This is a genomic window from Bacteroides luhongzhouii, assembly GCF_009193295.2.
GTDB lineage: Bacteria > Bacteroidota > Bacteroidia > Bacteroidales > Bacteroidaceae > Bacteroides > Bacteroides luhongzhouii.
The window spans coordinates 32,442-49,818 of record NZ_CP059973.1 but is presented as its reverse complement, the minus strand read 5'-3'; the positions used below and the strand labels follow the sequence as shown (position 1 = coordinate 49,818).

18 protein-coding genes are annotated in these 17,377 nt (G+C 40.7%); 4 read left to right on the top strand and 14 right to left on the bottom strand.

Going from position 1 to position 17,377, the window contains the following annotated elements:
* Positions 1 to 7 precede the first annotated feature (7 nt).
* Both GD631_RS00230 and GD631_RS00225 read right to left on the bottom strand, forming a co-directional pair.
* Positions 8 to 817 carry a metal ABC transporter permease gene (locus GD631_RS00230; RefSeq protein ID WP_004307944.1) on the bottom strand — a complete coding sequence of 270 codons (810 nt, stop codon included), beginning with the start codon at positions 815 to 817 and terminating at the stop codon, positions 8 to 10.
* On the bottom strand, positions 817 to 1,260 hold the full coding sequence (locus GD631_RS00225) for a phospholipase (RefSeq protein WP_143257733.1): 444 nt from the start codon (positions 1,258 to 1,260) through the stop codon (positions 817 to 819). The genes GD631_RS00230 and GD631_RS00225 overlap by 1 nt, the downstream gene beginning before the upstream one ends.
* A 172-nt stretch (positions 1,261 to 1,432) precedes the next feature.
* Between GD631_RS00225 and GD631_RS00220 the strand changes: the two genes are divergently transcribed.
* Positions 1,433 to 2,431, top strand: a complete 999-nt coding sequence (locus GD631_RS00220) for a M28 family metallopeptidase (protein WP_143257734.1) — start codon at positions 1,433 to 1,435, stop codon at positions 2,429 to 2,431.
* A gap of 56 nt (positions 2,432 to 2,487) precedes the next feature.
* Here the strand turns inward: GD631_RS00220 and GD631_RS00215 are convergent, their stop codons facing one another.
* The 4 genes from GD631_RS00215 to GD631_RS00200 form a co-directional block, all read right to left on the bottom strand.
* Positions 2,488 to 3,237 (bottom strand): GNAT family N-acetyltransferase, encoded by a 750-nt coding sequence (locus GD631_RS00215; protein WP_143257735.1) that lies wholly within the window; start codon positions 3,235 to 3,237, stop codon positions 2,488 to 2,490.
* Positions 3,238 to 3,424: 187 nt separating this feature from the next.
* Positions 3,425 to 4,141 (bottom strand): SDR family NAD(P)-dependent oxidoreductase, encoded by a 717-nt coding sequence (locus GD631_RS00210; protein WP_143257736.1) that lies wholly within the window; start codon positions 4,139 to 4,141, stop codon positions 3,425 to 3,427.
* A gap of 74 nt (positions 4,142 to 4,215) precedes the next feature.
* On the bottom strand, positions 4,216 to 4,785 hold the full coding sequence (locus GD631_RS00205) for a Crp/Fnr family transcriptional regulator (protein ID WP_004299287.1): 570 nt from the start codon (positions 4,783 to 4,785) through the stop codon (positions 4,216 to 4,218).
* A gap of 12 nt (positions 4,786 to 4,797) precedes the next feature.
* Complete coding sequence (locus GD631_RS00200) at positions 4,798 to 6,030, bottom strand: 3-phosphoshikimate 1-carboxyvinyltransferase (RefSeq protein ID WP_143257737.1); 1,233 nt, start codon at positions 6,028 to 6,030, stop codon at positions 4,798 to 4,800.
* Between the two features lie 245 nt (positions 6,031 to 6,275).
* On the opposite strand from GD631_RS00200, the gene GD631_RS00195 reads away from it, so the two are divergent.
* The gene (locus GD631_RS00195; protein ID WP_143257738.1) at positions 6,276 to 7,328 is read left to right on the top strand and encodes a winged helix DNA-binding domain-containing protein; all 1,053 of its coding nucleotides are present in this window, start codon (positions 6,276 to 6,278) and stop codon (positions 7,326 to 7,328) included.
* 110 nt (positions 7,329 to 7,438) lie between these two features.
* Here GD631_RS00195 and GD631_RS00190 read toward each other — a convergent pair whose 3' ends face one another.
* Positions 7,439 to 8,110, bottom strand: a complete 672-nt coding sequence (locus GD631_RS00190; RefSeq protein ID WP_229067731.1) for a DUF1349 domain-containing protein — start codon at positions 8,108 to 8,110, stop codon at positions 7,439 to 7,441.
* Positions 8,111 to 8,197: 87 nt separating this feature from the next.
* Between GD631_RS00190 and GD631_RS00185 the strand changes: the two genes are divergently transcribed.
* The gene (locus GD631_RS00185) at positions 8,198 to 8,971 is read left to right on the top strand and encodes a response regulator transcription factor (protein WP_143257739.1); all 774 of its coding nucleotides are present in this window, start codon (positions 8,198 to 8,200) and stop codon (positions 8,969 to 8,971) included.
* 80 nt (positions 8,972 to 9,051) lie between these two features.
* Here GD631_RS00185 and GD631_RS00180 read toward each other — a convergent pair whose 3' ends face one another.
* Positions 9,052 to 9,744, bottom strand: a complete 693-nt coding sequence (locus GD631_RS00180; RefSeq protein WP_143257740.1) for an HAD family hydrolase — start codon at positions 9,742 to 9,744, stop codon at positions 9,052 to 9,054.
* 183 nt (positions 9,745 to 9,927) lie between these two features.
* Here GD631_RS00180 and GD631_RS00175 point away from each other — a divergent pair, with 183 nt between their 5' ends.
* Positions 9,928 to 10,995: a DUF2027 domain-containing protein gene (locus tag GD631_RS00175; protein ID WP_143257742.1), complete on the top strand. Its 1,068-nt coding sequence runs from the start codon at positions 9,928 to 9,930 to the stop codon at positions 10,993 to 10,995.
* A gap of 61 nt (positions 10,996 to 11,056) precedes the next feature.
* Here the strand turns inward: GD631_RS00175 and GD631_RS00170 are convergent, their stop codons facing one another.
* The 6 genes from GD631_RS00170 to GD631_RS00145 form a co-directional block, all read right to left on the bottom strand.
* Positions 11,057 to 11,413, bottom strand: coding sequence for a hypothetical protein (locus GD631_RS00170; protein WP_143257743.1), 357 nt, complete (start codon positions 11,411 to 11,413; stop codon positions 11,057 to 11,059).
* A gap of 293 nt (positions 11,414 to 11,706) precedes the next feature.
* Positions 11,707 to 12,315: a LysO family transporter gene (locus GD631_RS00165; protein WP_143257744.1), complete on the bottom strand. Its 609-nt coding sequence runs from the start codon at positions 12,313 to 12,315 to the stop codon at positions 11,707 to 11,709.
* On the bottom strand, positions 12,312 to 12,593 hold the full coding sequence (locus tag GD631_RS00160; RefSeq protein WP_143257745.1) for a LysO family transporter: 282 nt from the start codon (positions 12,591 to 12,593) through the stop codon (positions 12,312 to 12,314). Before GD631_RS00160 ends, GD631_RS00165 begins: the two co-directional genes overlap by 4 nt.
* A 188-nt stretch (positions 12,594 to 12,781) precedes the next feature.
* Complete coding sequence (locus GD631_RS00155) at positions 12,782 to 13,780, bottom strand: DUF4249 domain-containing protein (protein WP_004307958.1); 999 nt, start codon at positions 13,778 to 13,780, stop codon at positions 12,782 to 12,784.
* A gap of 7 nt (positions 13,781 to 13,787) precedes the next feature.
* Positions 13,788 to 16,490, bottom strand: a complete 2,703-nt coding sequence (locus GD631_RS00150; RefSeq protein ID WP_143257746.1) for a TonB-dependent receptor — start codon at positions 16,488 to 16,490, stop codon at positions 13,788 to 13,790.
* A gap of 2 nt (positions 16,491 to 16,492) precedes the next feature.
* Complete coding sequence (locus tag GD631_RS00145; RefSeq protein ID WP_143257747.1) at positions 16,493 to 17,371, bottom strand: FecR family protein; 879 nt, start codon at positions 17,369 to 17,371, stop codon at positions 16,493 to 16,495.
* Positions 17,372 to 17,377: the final 6 nt, after the last annotated feature.

Below are 17,377 nucleotides of genomic sequence, written 5' to 3'. Positions count from 1 at the left end.
TCTATTATTATGACTTTTTTCTGCAACAACTCTTTCCGATTTTACAAACGGCGTAAATCAGGATAGAGAAGAATATGATGGAAGCTCCCGAAGGGACTTTCCAGTGATAAGAAATAAATAATCCACCCAGGCAGCCCAAGAAACCGATGCCGATTGATAACCAGATAATCTTCTTGAAACTATAAGTGAACAAGTTGGCTGTCATCTGTGGAATGGTGAGAAGAGAAATGGCCAGTACGATACCTACCATACGCAGGCAGGCTACAATTGTCAGCGCAATGAACATCATCAACACATATTCGAATATCTCTACCGGAATCTTTTGCGAACGTGCAAACTCACGGTCAAAGGCAATATATACGATAGGGCGGATAAACAGATAAAAGAATCCGGTCAGTATCAGTGCCAATATGCCGAGCATCCATAAGTCAATTTGATTGATGGTCAGGATATTCCCGAAGAGGTAAGCTGATAAGTCGGGCGCAAATCCCGGCGACAGGAAGCTGAACATAATTCCAAGTGCCATCCCTAACGTCCAGAATACTGCAATGGCAGAGTCTTCGCGCATATCTTTCCGTCTGCTGAGCCACTCGACACCAAAAGCTGATAATACCGAGAAAACGGCTGCCGATAGTATCGGGGAAATTCCGGCAAACAATCCTAATCCGATTCCTCCGAAAGAAGCATGAGTGATTCCTCCACTGATAAATACCAGGCGGCGGGTTACGATATAGGTACCGATAATCCCACAGGCAATGCTTGCCAGCAGACTTCCCAGCAGGGCGTGTTGAAAGAATGTATATTGTAGTAAATCCATCACCTGTCATCTGCCTTTTTTACTTCTACGTTTCTTCTTTCTCCGATAATCAGAAAAACTTCGTCTTTGAGATCATCCGGCAATTCAATGCCACGGAGCTGAAGGCTACGTACCCATCCGGCCACTTCTACATCCAGTGTCGTATACAATACATCCCGAAACATTTCTGTCTCTTCTTCTGTATACGCATCTCCTGTCTTGCCAATGAACTGGTCCAGTTCTTCATCATCATAATATTCTATCTTTTTGCTGACAGCTGCCAGCAGGCTATCCCGTTCGCATACTTCGTGTTGTCCGCAGCATTCTACATCTACTTCCTTCACTTCCGGCATACGGTCCAGTTCGCCCTTTTCTATTTTCTTTTGCAGTCTTTTGTTGCGGATAATTCCGGCTATCAGCGCAATGACACCCAGCAACACCAGACTTATAATAAGTATCCACATGACAATATAACAGTTACAAATCAAATTTGTGCAAAGTTACTTATAAATTTGCATTCTATCATGTATGCTATCCATTTCTTTCGTACTTTTGTATGTTACCTACAAAATAAACATTGGCGGGTGAATTAAATCTCACCAATCAATGAAGATGACTTAAGATATTTGAAGTACAATGAAGAGAGATTATTTACTATTAGCGTTACTGTTGGTTGGAAACATTACTTTTGCCCAATCTCCTATTGAGAGAGGGCTGAATACGATTAACCGTTCCTCTGCCGAAGCTACTATCAACTTTCTGGCAGGCGATGAATTGCAAGGGCGTGAGGCCGGTTTTCATGGTTCGCGTGTGACTTCGGAATATATTGTTTCTTTGTTGCAATGGATGGGAGTATCACCTTTGGCTGACAGCTATTTCCAGCCTTTTGATGCTTACCGTAAAGAACGTCAGAAAAAAGGACGTCTGGAAGTACATCCTGATTCCATAGCTAAACTGAAACAGGCAGTTCATCAGAAGCTTTCCATGAGGAATGTATTGGGAATGATTCCCGGTAAAAATACCAAAGAATATGTGATTGTGGGGGCTCATTTCGACCATTTAGGTATTGATCCAGCACTCGATGGCGACCAAATATACAATGGTGCTGACGATAATGCTTCCGGTGTATCGGCAGTGCTGCAAATTGCAAGAGCCTTTCTAGCCAGTGGACAGCAACCCGAAAGAAATGTAGTCTTTGCTTTTTGGGATGGAGAAGAAAAAGGACTGCTTGGCTCAAAGTATTTTGTGCAAACTTGTCCTTTCCTGTCTCAAATCAAAGGCTATCTGAACTTTGACATGATTGGCCGTAACAACAAACCTCAACAGCCCAAACAGGTCGTTTATTTCTATACAGCCGCCCATCCGGTCTTTGGGGATTGGTTGAAAGAGGATATCAGAAAATACAGTTTGCAATTGGAACCGGATTACCGCGCCTGGGAAAATCCGATAGGAGGAAGTGATAACGGTTCGTTTGCCAAAGTAGGCATTCCGATCATCTGGTATCATACGGACGGGCACCCTGATTATCACCAGCCTTCTGATCATGCCGACCGGCTGAATTGGGATAAGGTTGTAGAAATCACTAAAGCCTCTTTTCTCAATATGTGGAAGATGGCAAATGAGAAGTCTTTCTAATGAAGCAGATAAAATACAATCCTGATAATTAACGGGAAAAGTCAGGATTGTATTTCTTATTTTTTGAGTATTCTTTTTAAATAGTCGATAGTTGGCAAATTCACAGTCTCAAAACTTCCTTTATAAAATACAGCAAAATTATTAAAAACACAAGGTAACTCTTTTGCTTTCTGTAGCGTATCTACTTGAATAAAAGAAACAGGGACATCATTTGTTTCACAATATTGTTTGATCATTTCAATGTATTTATAGATATAGGGGCATTGCATATCGTAATAAATCGTCAGTTCCTCACTTTCTATTTTCAGATTCTTGGCATTTGGCGCAAATTTCGGTGTTGTTCCGTCAAAAGAAAGAGCAAGCAATTCATATCCGTTATCGGTAGTGTCAACAACTTCAAAACCAAATTTCTTTGCAAATGATTGATCAGAAAGCCAGCTCTTCTGTTTTTTTGCCCCGAGCATACAAATACCGGATCTGCCTTTTTCTTTGGCATCGGCTATACAGTACTCTATTAATGCTTTCCCATATCCGTTTCCTCGGGGGCTGCCTAAGACCCATAAACAATACAGATAATAATAGTTGTTACCGATGATGGGAACCCAAGCTGTTTCAAGAGGGGCATATTCAATGAAGACTGTAGCTTTTGCATTTAACTTTCTAAAGACATGTCCTTCATTCAGCCGGTCGGAAAGCCATTGTCGCTTTGCTTCAATACCAGGATGAGACTTTTTGCTGCGGATAAGGCAGCATAAATGCTCATTAGAAAGATTTTCTGTTGTTAAGTTTACGAAATCAGTATTCATATATACCTTTGTTTCAAGTTCGATATTGTCAATCGGTTAGTGTAGTAATTGTAATTCTTTATGGGTCTGTTGATAGAGTACCTTTGCAAAGGTAGTGAATTTGTGCAGATAATCTCTCTTGCCAGGTTGTAGAATTCACGAAAGTCTCTTTTCTTACTATAATATGAGGTGGCGAACAGGTAGAACTTTACATCCGGCAATAAATAGCAGATGGCAACAGACGAAACAGGATAGTTACATATCTCCATCTTTTGGAAATGAAAGCTACTTTTTTCTTTTTAGAGATAGCTTTTTTAATTTGTTTCACAGCTTTCTCAACGGGAGTAACCCAGAACAATCCTTCTCCTTTTGCCATGGCGGTGTCTACAAACCCGGGACGAATATCGGTAGTGTAAATAGAATAAGGAGATTTAGTTGCTTTCTGTCGTAGTCCTTCCATATAGTTGATTTGATAGGCTTTCGACGCGTTGTAGGCAGGAGCGATGCCACTGCCGCGCGTACCTCCAACGGAGGAAATGGTAACCAGATGCCCGCTTTTTTGCTGTTCGAAATATCGGAACCCCCAGTCTGCGATGTTGGTGAATCCTATCACGTTCGTTAGTAAGGTAGGTTCTTCCAATTGGTAGGATAGTTCGGGATTTAGTTCTCCGGTCCCGGCGCAGATAATCAATATATCCATTCCACCCATCTTTTGAGTGAGAGTTTCAAGGGATGAAATAGTAGCTTGTGTATCAGTGATGTCGCACACTTGGTAGAATAGTTTGTCTTTGTTCCGGGCGCATACCTCTTCTAATAGATTTTCCCTGCGACCGGTAATGCCGATAAGATAATCTTCTTGAGAATAGACTTCCGCCAATCCACGACCGATGCCGGAGGTTGCACCTATAATTATAATTTTTTTCATGAAATACAATATACTTTGTTTGCCCGCAAAAGTAAGGGTAGAGAATAAATAAACTCTTGATTGAAATCAAGAATTTACTTTTGTACGACTTTTCTTCGGATACGGCTTAATGTTTCGGGACGAATCAGAAGATAGGAAGCCAGTTCTTTTAAAGTTATCAGTTTCAGTAAGTCGGGACAACGATTGATAATTTCAAGATAGCGTTCTTCCGGTGTCAGGCTGTACATTGAAATCATCCGGTCGTAGACTTCCCACAATAACGTTTCTGCGATGCGGCGTCCTAACTTTTGGTGAGCGTCGTTGGTATCGTAGAAGTCTGCCATTTGCTGATAATTGATTACGTATACCGAACAGTCACATAAGGCTTGTATATCTACATTTGATTTATCCTGTAACTGAAAAGCCGGATAGTTGCCAACAAAAGAATGGTCGAAAGTATAGCCTACAATACTGCTCTCGCCTACACTGTTGGTGCAACAGTATCGGAAAGAACCGGAACTGACGAACCCCATTGTTTTGCATACTTCTCCCTGGCGGGAAAAGTAGTCTCCTTTCTTATAATAGGTCTGCTTCCCCTGTTGCAATACAAAATCGACAATAGGGGAGTAGTTGATGTGGGAAGTATATTTGTTGAAATCTTCCACAGCGTATGGAAATTAGCCTTCGTTTATAACCTGAAATCCGGCCTGTTTCAAATCTTCCCAGTATCCGGGATATGATTTGGTAACGACTTGTGGGTCGGCAATGAGTAAATTGGGATGGCGGATAATTGCCGGTGCAAATGCCATTGCCATCCGATGATCCTCGTAGGTTTCAATCACCGGAGTTTCTTCCGGTTCACATCGTTCGCCGTTCCACATTAATATACTGTCATTTTCTTCCTCGATCACATATCCCAATTTTTTAAGCTCAATTCGCAGGGCGGCAATGCGGTCGGTTTCTTTTATTTTCAGGCTTTGTAATCCGGTGAAGCGGAAAGGAATATTCAGCAAGGCGCAAGTTACGACAAATGTCTGTGCTAAATCCGGAATGTCAACAAAGTCTTCTTCCAGTCTTTCCGGTACTTTTCCTGTTTTTTTTAGTTTCACGCCTTGTGGAGTAAATTCGGTGGTTATACCCAACCGTGAGAAAACTTCCGCTCCCCGGCTATCACCCTGATAACTGTTACGGAACAATCCCAATAATTCAATTTCTGCTTTGGGAGATAAGGCGGCAATCTGATACCAATAGGAAGCTGCGCTCCAATCACTTTCTATTTTGAAAGGAATACTCTGATAGGGCTGTGGGGCAACGGAAATGCTACTGGGAGAAGTCCATGCGGCTTTGGCTCCAAAGTCTTGCATCAATTGCAATGTAAGATTGATATAAGGGCGGGAAATAATCTCTCCGCTTAAATGTAAAGTCAATCCGTCTTTGAGTGCCGGACCTATCATCAGCAGAGCAGATATATATTGGGAACTGACATTTCCTTTCAAGGTTATTTCATTTCCTTTCAACTCTGCACCTTTGATGCAGAGGGGAGGATATCCTTCATTGTGGGTATACTCTATTTCAGCTCCTAACTCACGAAGCGCATTGACTAATATCTGTATCGGACGTTGCTGCATACGTGCTGTTCCTGTGATCGTCCGTTCTCCCGGAGTCACACTTAAATAGGCGGTAAGGAAACGCATAGCAGTGCCCGCAGCCATAATGTCAATCGTCTCTTTTCCTTCAGTGAGAGCTTTTATCATCACCTCTGTATCGTCACAATCGGACAGGTTTTCTGGAGGATAAATACCTTTACCCAGCGCATTGATAATTAATGCACGATTACTGATACTTTTGGAAGCCGGCAACTGGATCATTGCTGTTACTACTGAAGGAGGGATGAGTTTATAGAGTATCATTTCTTGGTATATTCTTTGTTATGGAGTACAAAAGTAGAGATTTATTTGGAGACTTCCAACTGGTTTGGACTCTTGGATAGGGAGTTGAGGCAATATCTGTATCTTCTTATTTATTCTTTTTATCATTAACAATGATTTGTATGGAAAGAAATTTTATATTTGCAATGTACTAATAATAAGCTCATGAAAATAAAATCCTTGTATGCCTTATTGTTTTGCATTGATAAAAATAGCAATAAATTAAAATGAAAATACCGAATATACGTTTACTTAATCAACAGTTATTAAGTCCTCTTTTCTCTCAACCAAAGGAACTTGTGTCCTGGATGGGGGCTATGCAGGCACAGAATTATTCCATGGTGAAATGGGCAGTGGGGATGCGTTTGAAGTCGGCAACGATTCAGATTGTGGAAAAAGCGCTTCGCGATGGTGAAATCCTGCGAACTCATGTGATGCGTCCGACATGGCATCTCGTAGCGGCAGAAGATATCCGATGGATGTTGAAACTTTCCGCCGGGCGTATAATATCTGCTAATGAGTCTTATGCGAAAGGTTATGACTTGGAAATTTCTGAAGAACTCTATACGAAAAGTAATAATCTGTTGGAAAAAATTCTTTGTGGGAAGAAAAGTCTGACAAGGCAGGAGATTGCCGAGCATTTTAATCGTTCGGGGATTGTAGCGGATAATCACCGTATGACCCGCTTTATGGCTCGTGCGGAGCAGGTGGGGATTGTATGTAGTGGAGAAGATAAAGGAAGTAAATGTACGTATGCACTTTTGGAAGAGCGTGTTCCACCGATGCCGGAATTGACCAAAGATGAATCTTTGGTTCGTTTGGCTAGAAGCTATTTTCGTAGTCATGCTCCTGCTGTTTTGCAAGATTTTGTCTGGTGGTCGGGATTGCCTATTACAGATGCACGTCAAGCTGTTTATTTGATTGATTCGGAATTAACGGCAGAAGAATGGAATGGACAAACATGGTATATTCATGAGGATTGCCGGACTCGTGGAAAAGTTACCGGCAGTTTGCATCTTCTTCCTTCTTATGATGAATATTTGCTTGGTTATAAAGACCGGACAGACGTTTTGCCCAAAGAGCATTACTCGAAAGCATTTACCAATAATGGGCTGTTTTATCCGATTGTTCTTCATGAGGGGCAAGTGATAGGAAACTGGGATAAATCAGTTAAAAAGAGAGACTCATTTATAGAACATTCATGGTTCCGGTTGGATGATTGTGTCGATGAAGTTGCGTTAGACCGTGAGAAAGATAAGTATATACGGTTTTGGAGATAATATGGAAAGTGTATCCTTTATTGTTGTATAAATCCGAATATATAGGAAATTTTTGTATGTGCCCTGTTTTCTTATATAAGGAAATAGAGCACATAAAGTATAATATGTTTTTATTTATTCATTTGTTTCTTGGCCCATTCCAGTCTTCTTTGATCGGCTAATGGAGTCACTTTAAACTCTTCGAATGTAGCAGTGAAACCTTTGCCGTCCGGACAAGCTCCCATCAATCCTACCATAACAGGACAATTATCCTGCAACCAGCAAGTACGTATCATGATATATTCTTTGTCGTCACGTGAAAAAAATATTTCTACTGCATCCAGGCGACGGACTGCTTTTATCCATATAGAGCGGGGAGCATCCGGCAATTGTACTACACTCCAGTCGCTAGTACGGTGCGTAACTACCGCACTTACATTCTGTTTGCCATCAACGTATTCCACACCTGCTTTTATCCAGTTCTCATGGTCGATGCGCAGCATTAATCCCATTTGGTCAAAGGTGGTCACATAGTTGCCGGTAATTTTTACTTTGGCTTCAAATTCTCCACCATAAGTCGCATAATAGAAAGGTCCGTCGTCCACTGTGAATCCATAATGGGAAATACGCCAAAAGTCTGTTTTTGCAGGAACATCCATCACTAAAGTTTTGCCATCTTTTATTTCCCACTGTTGAGGCTCATTCAGCCAATTCATCTTATTCAGACTTTGTGCCATAGAAGAAGTAGCTACTGCCATAAAGGCTATTGACATGATTTTGATTTTTAAATGTTTCATGATCATTTCTTATTTGATTATCTTTATCTTTGTGGCGCAAAGATAGGTCATACCTCCGTGTGTAACAATACTGAATAATAACCATTTTATAAGATGGATGTATTACAAAAGGAAATAGATGAAGTTTATGCGACACAACTGATAACCGATGAAATATTGGATAATGGAGTTGTAGAGCAACATCAGCGCTTTATTCATTCATTGACGGAGATTAATGGTGGATGCGCTGTTATTTCAGATCTTTCGAATAGAAAAAGTTATATTGCTGTTCATCCTTGGGCGCATTTTCTAGGTTTAACTCCCGAAGAAGCAGCTTTGAGTGTGATTGATTCTATGGATGAAGATTGTATTTATCGGCGTATTCATCCTGAGGATTTGGTAGAAAAGCGGTTATTGGAGTATAAGTTTTTTCAGAAGACCTTTTCGATCTCTTCCGAAGAACGGTTGAAGTATCGGGGAAGATGCAGAATACGTATGATGAATGAGAAAGGAGTCTATCAGTATATTGATAACTTAGTGCAGATAATGGAAAATACTCCTTCCGGAAGTGTATGGCTGATTTTTTGTCTTTATACTTTGTCTGCAGATCAACGAACAGAACAGGGGATATATCCTACTATTACCCATATGGAACGTGGAGAGGTCGAAACGCTCTTTCTTCTGGAAGAACATCGCAATATCCTATCCGAACGCGAAAAGGAAATACTTCGTTGTATACGTAAAGGACTATCTAGTAAAGAAATTGCAGCTATCCTTTATATTAGTGTGAATACAGTCAATCGACACCGGCAGAATATTTTGGAAAAACTCTCTGTCGGTAATTCGATAGAAGCGTGTCGGGCTGCAGAATTGATGAAACTGTTGTAATTGTATTCCAATAAGATGGCATTGTTTACTGATTTCTTTCTTCAGATTTGAAACTTATCTGAAGAAAGAACGGAACTTATTTAAAACAAAAGCAGTAATTCATCAAATCTTTTCACCTGTTTCAGATGGTCATGTGTGAATGTGTCTACTACTTCATGTTTCCACATCACTTCAAAAGGAATATGTATGCCATATCCTCCCAGCGATAGAACAGGTTGAATATCTGATTTCAGAGAATTTCCAATCATGACAAATTCGGAAGGAGCAATCTGTAAGATATTCAACATTCGTTGATATTCTTTCTCTGTTTTATCGGACATCACTTCAATGTGATCGAAATAAGAGGCTAATCCGGAACGCTCCAGCTTATTCTCCTGATCGAGCAAATCTCCTTTTGTGGCAACTACTAATTTGTATTTACCTTTCTCTTTCAATACTTTAAGCGTTTCTTTTACTCCCGGCAATAGTTCAATAGGCATTTTCAGTAATGATTTGCCTAATTCAATAATATGTTGAATGTCTCTACCTGAAATCTTTTGTCCACTCATATGCAAAGCTGTCTCTACCATAGAAATGGTGAAAGCTTTGGCTCCATAGCCGAGATATTTCAGATTATTCATTTCTGTTTGAAATAAAGCGGCTGAAATATCTTCAGAAGTGCCATAAGGCATTAACAGGTCTGTATATTGTTTCTCTATTTCCTGGAAAAAAGGTTCATTGCTCCACAAGGTATCGTCTGCATCAAAAGCAATGACTTTAATAAGTTCTTTCATCGGTTTCGTCGTTAATGGTGAATTTTAGATTATATGTTTGGTCTTTCGTATGCAAAGTTACAATAAAAAGAGGAATAAAGGCAGACGGTTTGTTTTTAGAACTGAATCTCCATTTAATTTCATAGAAATCTCTATCTTTGTTACTCGTTTTTTTGAGTTTGAATTTTAATTGGATATACAATAATGAAAATAGGAGATAAAGTACGCTTTCTTAGTGAGGTAGGCGGTGGAATCGTAACTGGATTCCAGGGAAAGGATTTTGTGTTGGTAGAAGATGCGGATGGATTTGATATTCCAATGCCGATACGTGAGTGTGTAGTGATTGAAACAGATGACTATAATATGAGGCGTAAACCCGGTTCGTCTGCTCCGAAACCGGAAGAACCTGTTAAACCGGTAAAACCGGAAATGCCTGTCATTCAACGTCAGCCGGAGGTGCGTGGAGGAGATACTTTGAATGTATTTCTAGCTTATGTGCCCGAAGACGCAAAAGCGATGATGACTACTCCTTTTGAAACTTATCTGGTAAATGATAGCAATTATTATTTGTATTACACTTATTTGAGTGCAGAAGGAAAAGCATGGAAGAACCGTTCACACGGTTTGGTGGAGCCCAATACAAAATTGTTGTTGGAAGAGTTCACGAAAGATGTACTGAATGATATGGAGCGGGTGGCTGTTCAGTTGATCGCTTTCAAGGACGGTAAGCCTGCGGCTATCAAACCGGCTGTTAGTGTGGAGATACGGATTGATACCGTGAAGTTCTATAAACTTCATACATTTAGCGACTCTGATTTCTTTGAAGAACCGGCTTTGATTTATGACATAGTGAAAGATGATATGCCTGCCAAACAAGTATATGTTTCAGCGGAGGAGATTCAAGAGGCTTTGTTGCAAAAGAAGTCTGTAGATAAACCGAAGTCACAACCTATTGTGAAACCAAACCATATTACTCATGGCGGAAAGAGCGGAATTGTTGAAATAGATCTTCATATCGATTCTTTGCTGGATGATACCCAAGGGATGGGCAATGCTGAAATTCTGAATTATCAATTGGATAAGTTTCGCGAAGTGATGGAAAACTATAAGAATAAGCGTGAACAGAAAATAGTCTTTATTCACGGCAAGGGAGATGGGGTACTTCGAAAGGCTGTCATTGATGAATTGAAACGGAAATATAGTAATTGCCGTTATCAGGATGCTTCTTTCCAGGAATATGGGTTTGGGGCTACGATGGTAACTATTAAATAATGGTATAAAAAAAGTGGAAGCCAACCGGCTTCCACCCTCTCTCTCTTACATATTAATCATTTTACTTATTCAGTTCAATACCTTTATTCTGTAAAGTGATGTTCATCAAAGCTGCATACTTGGCATACTGTTCAGCACTAAGAGTCTTTCTCATCAGTTTCAAGTTACCATAAACAGCATTGCGCAATTTGGCTTCTTTATCTTTCTTCGCTGTTGTAGCTCTTGACATCTGTTCGGAGAAGTAATCGCAAATATTGGCTACTTCTTCACTCTGATCGGAGTTTAGTTTTAAATATTTGCCTAGTTTGCTTACATTGATGTTACCTTCCCATTTTGCAGTTGTAGGCTGATTTCCGGCTGCAAATGTTGTAGCAGCAAGGCAGAGCGCTGCCACTAATGTTAATCCTAAACGTTTCATAATACCTACTTTTTTAATTGTTATACCTAAAAACTATACCTAAAAACAAATCTAATACCTATTGAAAATACTGTCTAAGCGCTTAGTTTTTTCTTTTTACCTATGCAAATATAAGAATATGTTTTATAGCATAAAAATAAAGAAAAGGAAAAGATTCTTTTTAGGCTGATTTCTTGATGTAAGTCAAGAGGTGATCTGCTTTTTGATATAAAAATGCCTTTTTATGAAACATTTTTGTAATACGTGTACGGAAACGGTAGTAGAATATTTCTCTGTTTCAGGATTTGTTGCTATTAAAATGATATTGAACAAAGGAATGTGACAAGGAACGGAACACTGAAATCGACAACAAAGCCATGGAAGATGGAAATGATAACAAATTCCTTTCCCGAATATCGGGTAATGATAGGAAGAGTTGTATCCATCGTTGTAGCTCCACCAACGGAGATAGGGGCTAACTTTCCGAAATATTTCACTAGCAATGGTGCGCATAGCAAAGCGATAATTTCACGCATGATATTGGAAAGTAATGCGATAGTTCCCAATTCGGGACCTTTGTATTCGGTGATAAATATGCTGGAGAGCGAGTAATAACCAAATCCAGCTCCAACTGCCATGCAGTCTAATGGACTTCGTTGGCTCATAAAAGCTCCCGCTATGGCGCAGCCTGCTAATGTGCCGAGTATCGTCATGATAGGAAGGAATACAAGCCGGGGATTTAGGGACCGAAAACTCTTCAGGGTGTTCGGATCGTTACCGATGCTGATACCTACGCAGAACATGAGTCCGCAGAGGGCATAGTAACTAAGTTTACTGTTGGTGAAATCGTATGGGATGAGATGGTAAACTCCACAGAGAGTGCCGATAATGAAGAAAGAGACAATAATCAAACTACCTTTCATGCATTTGTCTCCTTTCCTTTACTATATAATAGGTACCACAAGCCCCATGCGCATAGAGTACTTCCTATGACAGCAGCTACCGTGATGATAACTGCTTCCAGCCCAAGAGTGTGTAATCCTTTGATGATAGATTCATTACCCCCTACATCTATTCCGAGAAGAAAGAGAAGAATCCATATAAGGAGAGTGATTATCTTGTGTATCCATGATAGTCTTTTACTGCGTAACAAGTAGCCAAGAAGCATGCCTGTCAGCATAATTCCAATAATGATAAACATAGTTAGTGCCTGCTTTTTGGCTGCAAAGATAGTATTAAATGTAAATCTTGGCTAATCTCTTCCACGATTTCTTTCGTGCCCATTGACAAACATTCGACCATATCATCCACGCAAGCGGCATTGACAGACGGTGAATCTTCAAAACTACGGTTTCTCGTAGTCTGCTATCCATAATATATGATTTGTTTTCATCGTTGTGGCTTTTCAATATGAATGATCTTACTTGTCTCCGTACTGATTCCAATCATCCCAATTCCTCCATGTACATTGCTGGGGTATTTGATTGGTTCATTTATTGTTTCATCGTAAGCGTCGGAATCTACCAGGTTAAGTGCTTTCAGATAGTAGTATTCTGTTTCCGTGATGCTTAAAAGACGTACAATAATATCCATCTTTACATTGGTGCCGTATTCAGGAAATCCGTCAATATCTGTCTGGTTGTAAACCGTCATTGTGTAAGATGTGTTTTTGAATCGTGAGTCGTCGAATACACCATATATATTCTTTACGGTGTCGAACATGCCGTTGTCTTCGTCATCGCTGTTGGTAGGCTGTCCGTCTGTCAGCACAATATCCTCGCGGGATATAAAATGATAGCGATGTATTGTCCGGCTGACAAATTCCCCTGTTTCTTCATTATAGTCTTTCACTGTCATTTGCTTATCCATGATAAGCCGGTAGTAATTATCTTCGTTGGATCGATCTTTGATATTGATTTTGTATCGGAGAAAATTCTGCGTATAATAATACTTAGTCATTGGAATGGTGACCGTATCGATATCAGCTATTTCATGTGGACGCTGTGGTACGGTCACTTCAGCCCATGCGTGATATTGTCCGTCGTCTGTGAGGGCGTCGATACGAACTACATCTCCGGGAGTAAATTTGCTGGAAATATGGAAACGGCATTGCATATCTCCTTCCGTTTGGGGTGGGAGCGGACGTAAACTTTCTGATAACTGTCCGTTAACACGTACTTCCACCGTGGCATTTTCTACATGAGTGGCGTATCCTCTTCCCGTGAAATTGAGATAGAGAACGTTGGTCAGACTGTCTGCGTTGATTAGTGCGTTCATCACTAGTTTGGGGGGATTGTCCTTTACACTAAACGGGAGTTCGTTTTCGCAAGATACTGTTGTCAGCAATGCTATTAACAGGATAAATGGATAACATATACGAGTTCTCATAATGGGTTTAGAATTTATAAGTGTAAGTGAATGATGGAATTAATGGAAGTATAGTATACTTCTTGATAATCGGTTTGTAGGGATCGTTTTTGCTGGTACTGCGATATACAAAGGTGGGATTCATCGCATTATATGCATTATACAGACTGATATTCCAGGTACGCATACCATGTTTGGTCTTTTTGTTGAAATTGACTCCCACATTCAACCGGTGACTGGCTGGTAACCGGTAATTATTACGATGCTCCACATACGAAGCTTCTCCGATGGTGGGTGAATTTATGCTTGAATCAAAATAATCTCCATATCCATATCCTCCTCCAAATCCGTTGTTTGTGCCGTCACTAGGACGGATGACAGCGGTTTTCTCTTCAGGGATTGTACTTGTTCCACCTGTATAGAACACCCAGGAAGCACCGATGTCGATACGGTCGCTGAACTTATGGTTGATTGTCAGGTTGATATTGTGTCTTCGGTCATATTTATATGGGAACCGTTCACCGTTGTTGATACCACCTTTGGCAAACTGACGATCACTTTTGGATAAAGTGTATGACAACCATCCCGTTGTTCTTCCAAGTGTTTTCTGTGCCATGAACTCAATGCCGGCCGAACGTCCTTTGCCCATTTCCACTTTGTTTTCCCAACCGGAGGAAGAACCGAAGAAACTGACGCCTTCCTTATATTCCAGCACATTATACATATCCTTATAATACCCTTCTACCGAGAATTCCCATCCTTTGATTCCCGTATAGTATCCGCCCAATGAATATTGGTGGGAGCGCATCGGCTTGATCTTTTTAGTGACCGGAACCCATAAATCCGTAGGCATGGCAATAGGCATGGAGGATAGTAAATGCACATATTGGCTCATTTGGGTATAAGATGTTTTCAGGGTTACATCTTTTCCCAACTGATAGCGTGCGGAAACACGTGGTTGCAAAGAAAAGTAACTTTGTTTTTGCACATGAAACAATGAGAAATGCAGTCCGATATTCAGGCGCAGACGATCATTCATCTTGATGTTGTCTTCCAGGTAAGCGGATAACTCATGTCCGTAAATCCGGTTGTTGGCTATGCTGTGGTAGGTTGTGTCCAGGTCTATTTTATCTCCTGTCTTATTGGAGATTTTAGAGGTCATAACTTCCGGGCGGAAACGATGATAGATATATCCTGTTCCAAATTTGAGGTGGTGTTTGGGAGATGGATTATAATCGAAGTCGATCTGGTAATTCCAATCATTGATTCCCGAACGGTAATCGGCTGAATACCGGTTGGTAAATGATGTACCGCTACTGCCGAGATATTGATTGTTGGTATATGAGTTGATGTCGAATAAATAGTTGCTGTAGGAGATTGTCGTATTGCAGAATAAACGGTTGTTGAATACATAGTTCCATCTGGCAGAAAGAATCGTGTTTCCCCAATTCATTTTGCTTCCGTCTTTGAAATCTGTATTTCCATCATAATTGGCAGCAAAATGATCCTTTCCATTGTAGGCAGATAGATAGATACGGCTCCGGTCGGAGAATTTATGATTGATTTTGGCATTGATGTCATAAAAATAATAACTGTATTCCTCGTCATCCGGCATGAATGGTTTAGCGATGAGGTCGACATACGAACGTCTGGCGGAAATATTGAAAGACGTTTTTCCTTTCACAATCGGACCCTCCAGGTTGATTTTGCTAGTTAGTAGTCCGATACTAAGTGTGCCATGGTATTTCTGCATATCTCCGTCATTGGTACGGACATCGATGACAGAAGAAAGCCGTCCGCCGAAACGTGCCGGAAAAGAACCTTTGAATAGTGTTACTTTTTTGACGGCTTCCGGAGTAAAAACCGAAAAGAATCCGAACATATGGTCTACGTTATATACAGGAATCCCGTCAAGTAAGATTAGATTTTGATCCGGGCTTCCACCACGTATATACAGTCCGGCAGATCCATCTACTCCTGCCTGTACGCCGGGCATCAGTTGGATGGCTTTCATTACATCTGCCTCTCCCAGTATGCTCGGAGTATTTTTTATTTGCGTCATTGGAATCTCGATAGATCCCATCTGGGTGGCTATAGTTCCTGTCTCGGTTTTGTCGGAAACGATGACTACTTCCTGCAATTGCGTGTTACCCTGCAGGCGGATATTTAGTAATGTATCTTGTGAGAGCGTAAAATGATGCGCTTCTGTGGCATAGCCCAGATAGGAGAAACGCAGTTCGGTTTCTCCTTCGGGCAGGGTGATGCTGTAAAAACCGTAAGGATTGGTAGTCGTTCCCTGATTTTGATGACTCTCAAAGATATTTGTTCCAATCAACGTCTCGGAAGACGTTCCGTCAGTGACGTATCCGCTGATAGTAAACTTGCGGCTTACGTTTTTAGTTTTTTTCTTTTTTTGCAGCAGGATATAGCGATTGGAAAACTGGTAACTGATCGTTTCATCCTTGAATACTATATCAAGTATTTCGTGCAGAGGTTTTTCTTTAACTTTCAGGTTGATCTTATGTTTGATACTGATTTCTTCGCTGTATATAAAGGAATAACCGGTTGAATTTTCAATTATTTTGGTGAATTCCTTCAATGTCGCGTTTCGTAGTGTCAATGTAAGCCGGGCGTTTGCGTTTTGTGCGTGTACGTGGGCGGTGATAAAGAACACCATACCTATCAGAACAAGGGTTCTGACAGGCAGGTGGCCTTGGTGAATAGTTTTCATTTTTAGTCTGGTTTAGCAGTGATAATAATCTGTTTATTGTTTTGTGAGTAGTCGAAATAACCGGCATTATGTAATACAGATAAAATAGTTGCCAGATCTTCTCCATTGCGGAAGCGTGCTGTGATCCGATAATTTTGCAAAGCCGTGTCGGCTATGTGGATCGTTGCTCCGAATGAGTTGGATAGTTCGCGGGCAATCTCCTGCAAAGGCAGATCATCGAATATAAACTCTCCCTGTCGCCAGGAAATTTCATCTTTTGCATTTGCTAGAACTTTGCGGGTGAGTTTTTCTTCCACCTTATTATATATAGCAATCTCGTTTGGCTCCAAAATCACACGAACTGATTTGCTTTTATTGCTGACTGCTACCGAACCTGTCAATAACGTTGTCTTTACATCCGGATTGTTATGATAGGCATCTACGTTGAAGTGAGTTCCAAACACCTGAACGTCAATCGTTTCAGTCTGCACGATAAACGCATGTTTCTTGTCCTTGCTTACTTCAAAATAAGCCTCTCCATTTAGCTCCACTTCCCGCTTGTCCGATTTGAACTTTTCAGGATAAGAAAGCGAAGAATAATGATTGAGAGTGACGGTGCTGCCATCAGGAAGACAGACTGTGCGTGTCTCTGCCAAGGTGGAAACCGTTTGTATCGTGACTGGTTGCATATATAAATAGGCTGTCCATACCGATAGACAAAGTAGAGCTACTGCCGCCGCTGCCGAGAAAGTATGTATCAGTGTCAGACACCGGGTATGTGACTTCAGTCTTTTCTCTAGTTCCGGGTAGCTGGCTGTTGCTGAAAACCGTCCTCGCGGTGAACGTGTGGAAGCGACGAGCTTGTTCAGTATTTCTTCTAATTCCGTATCGGTGTATTTCATCTTTTT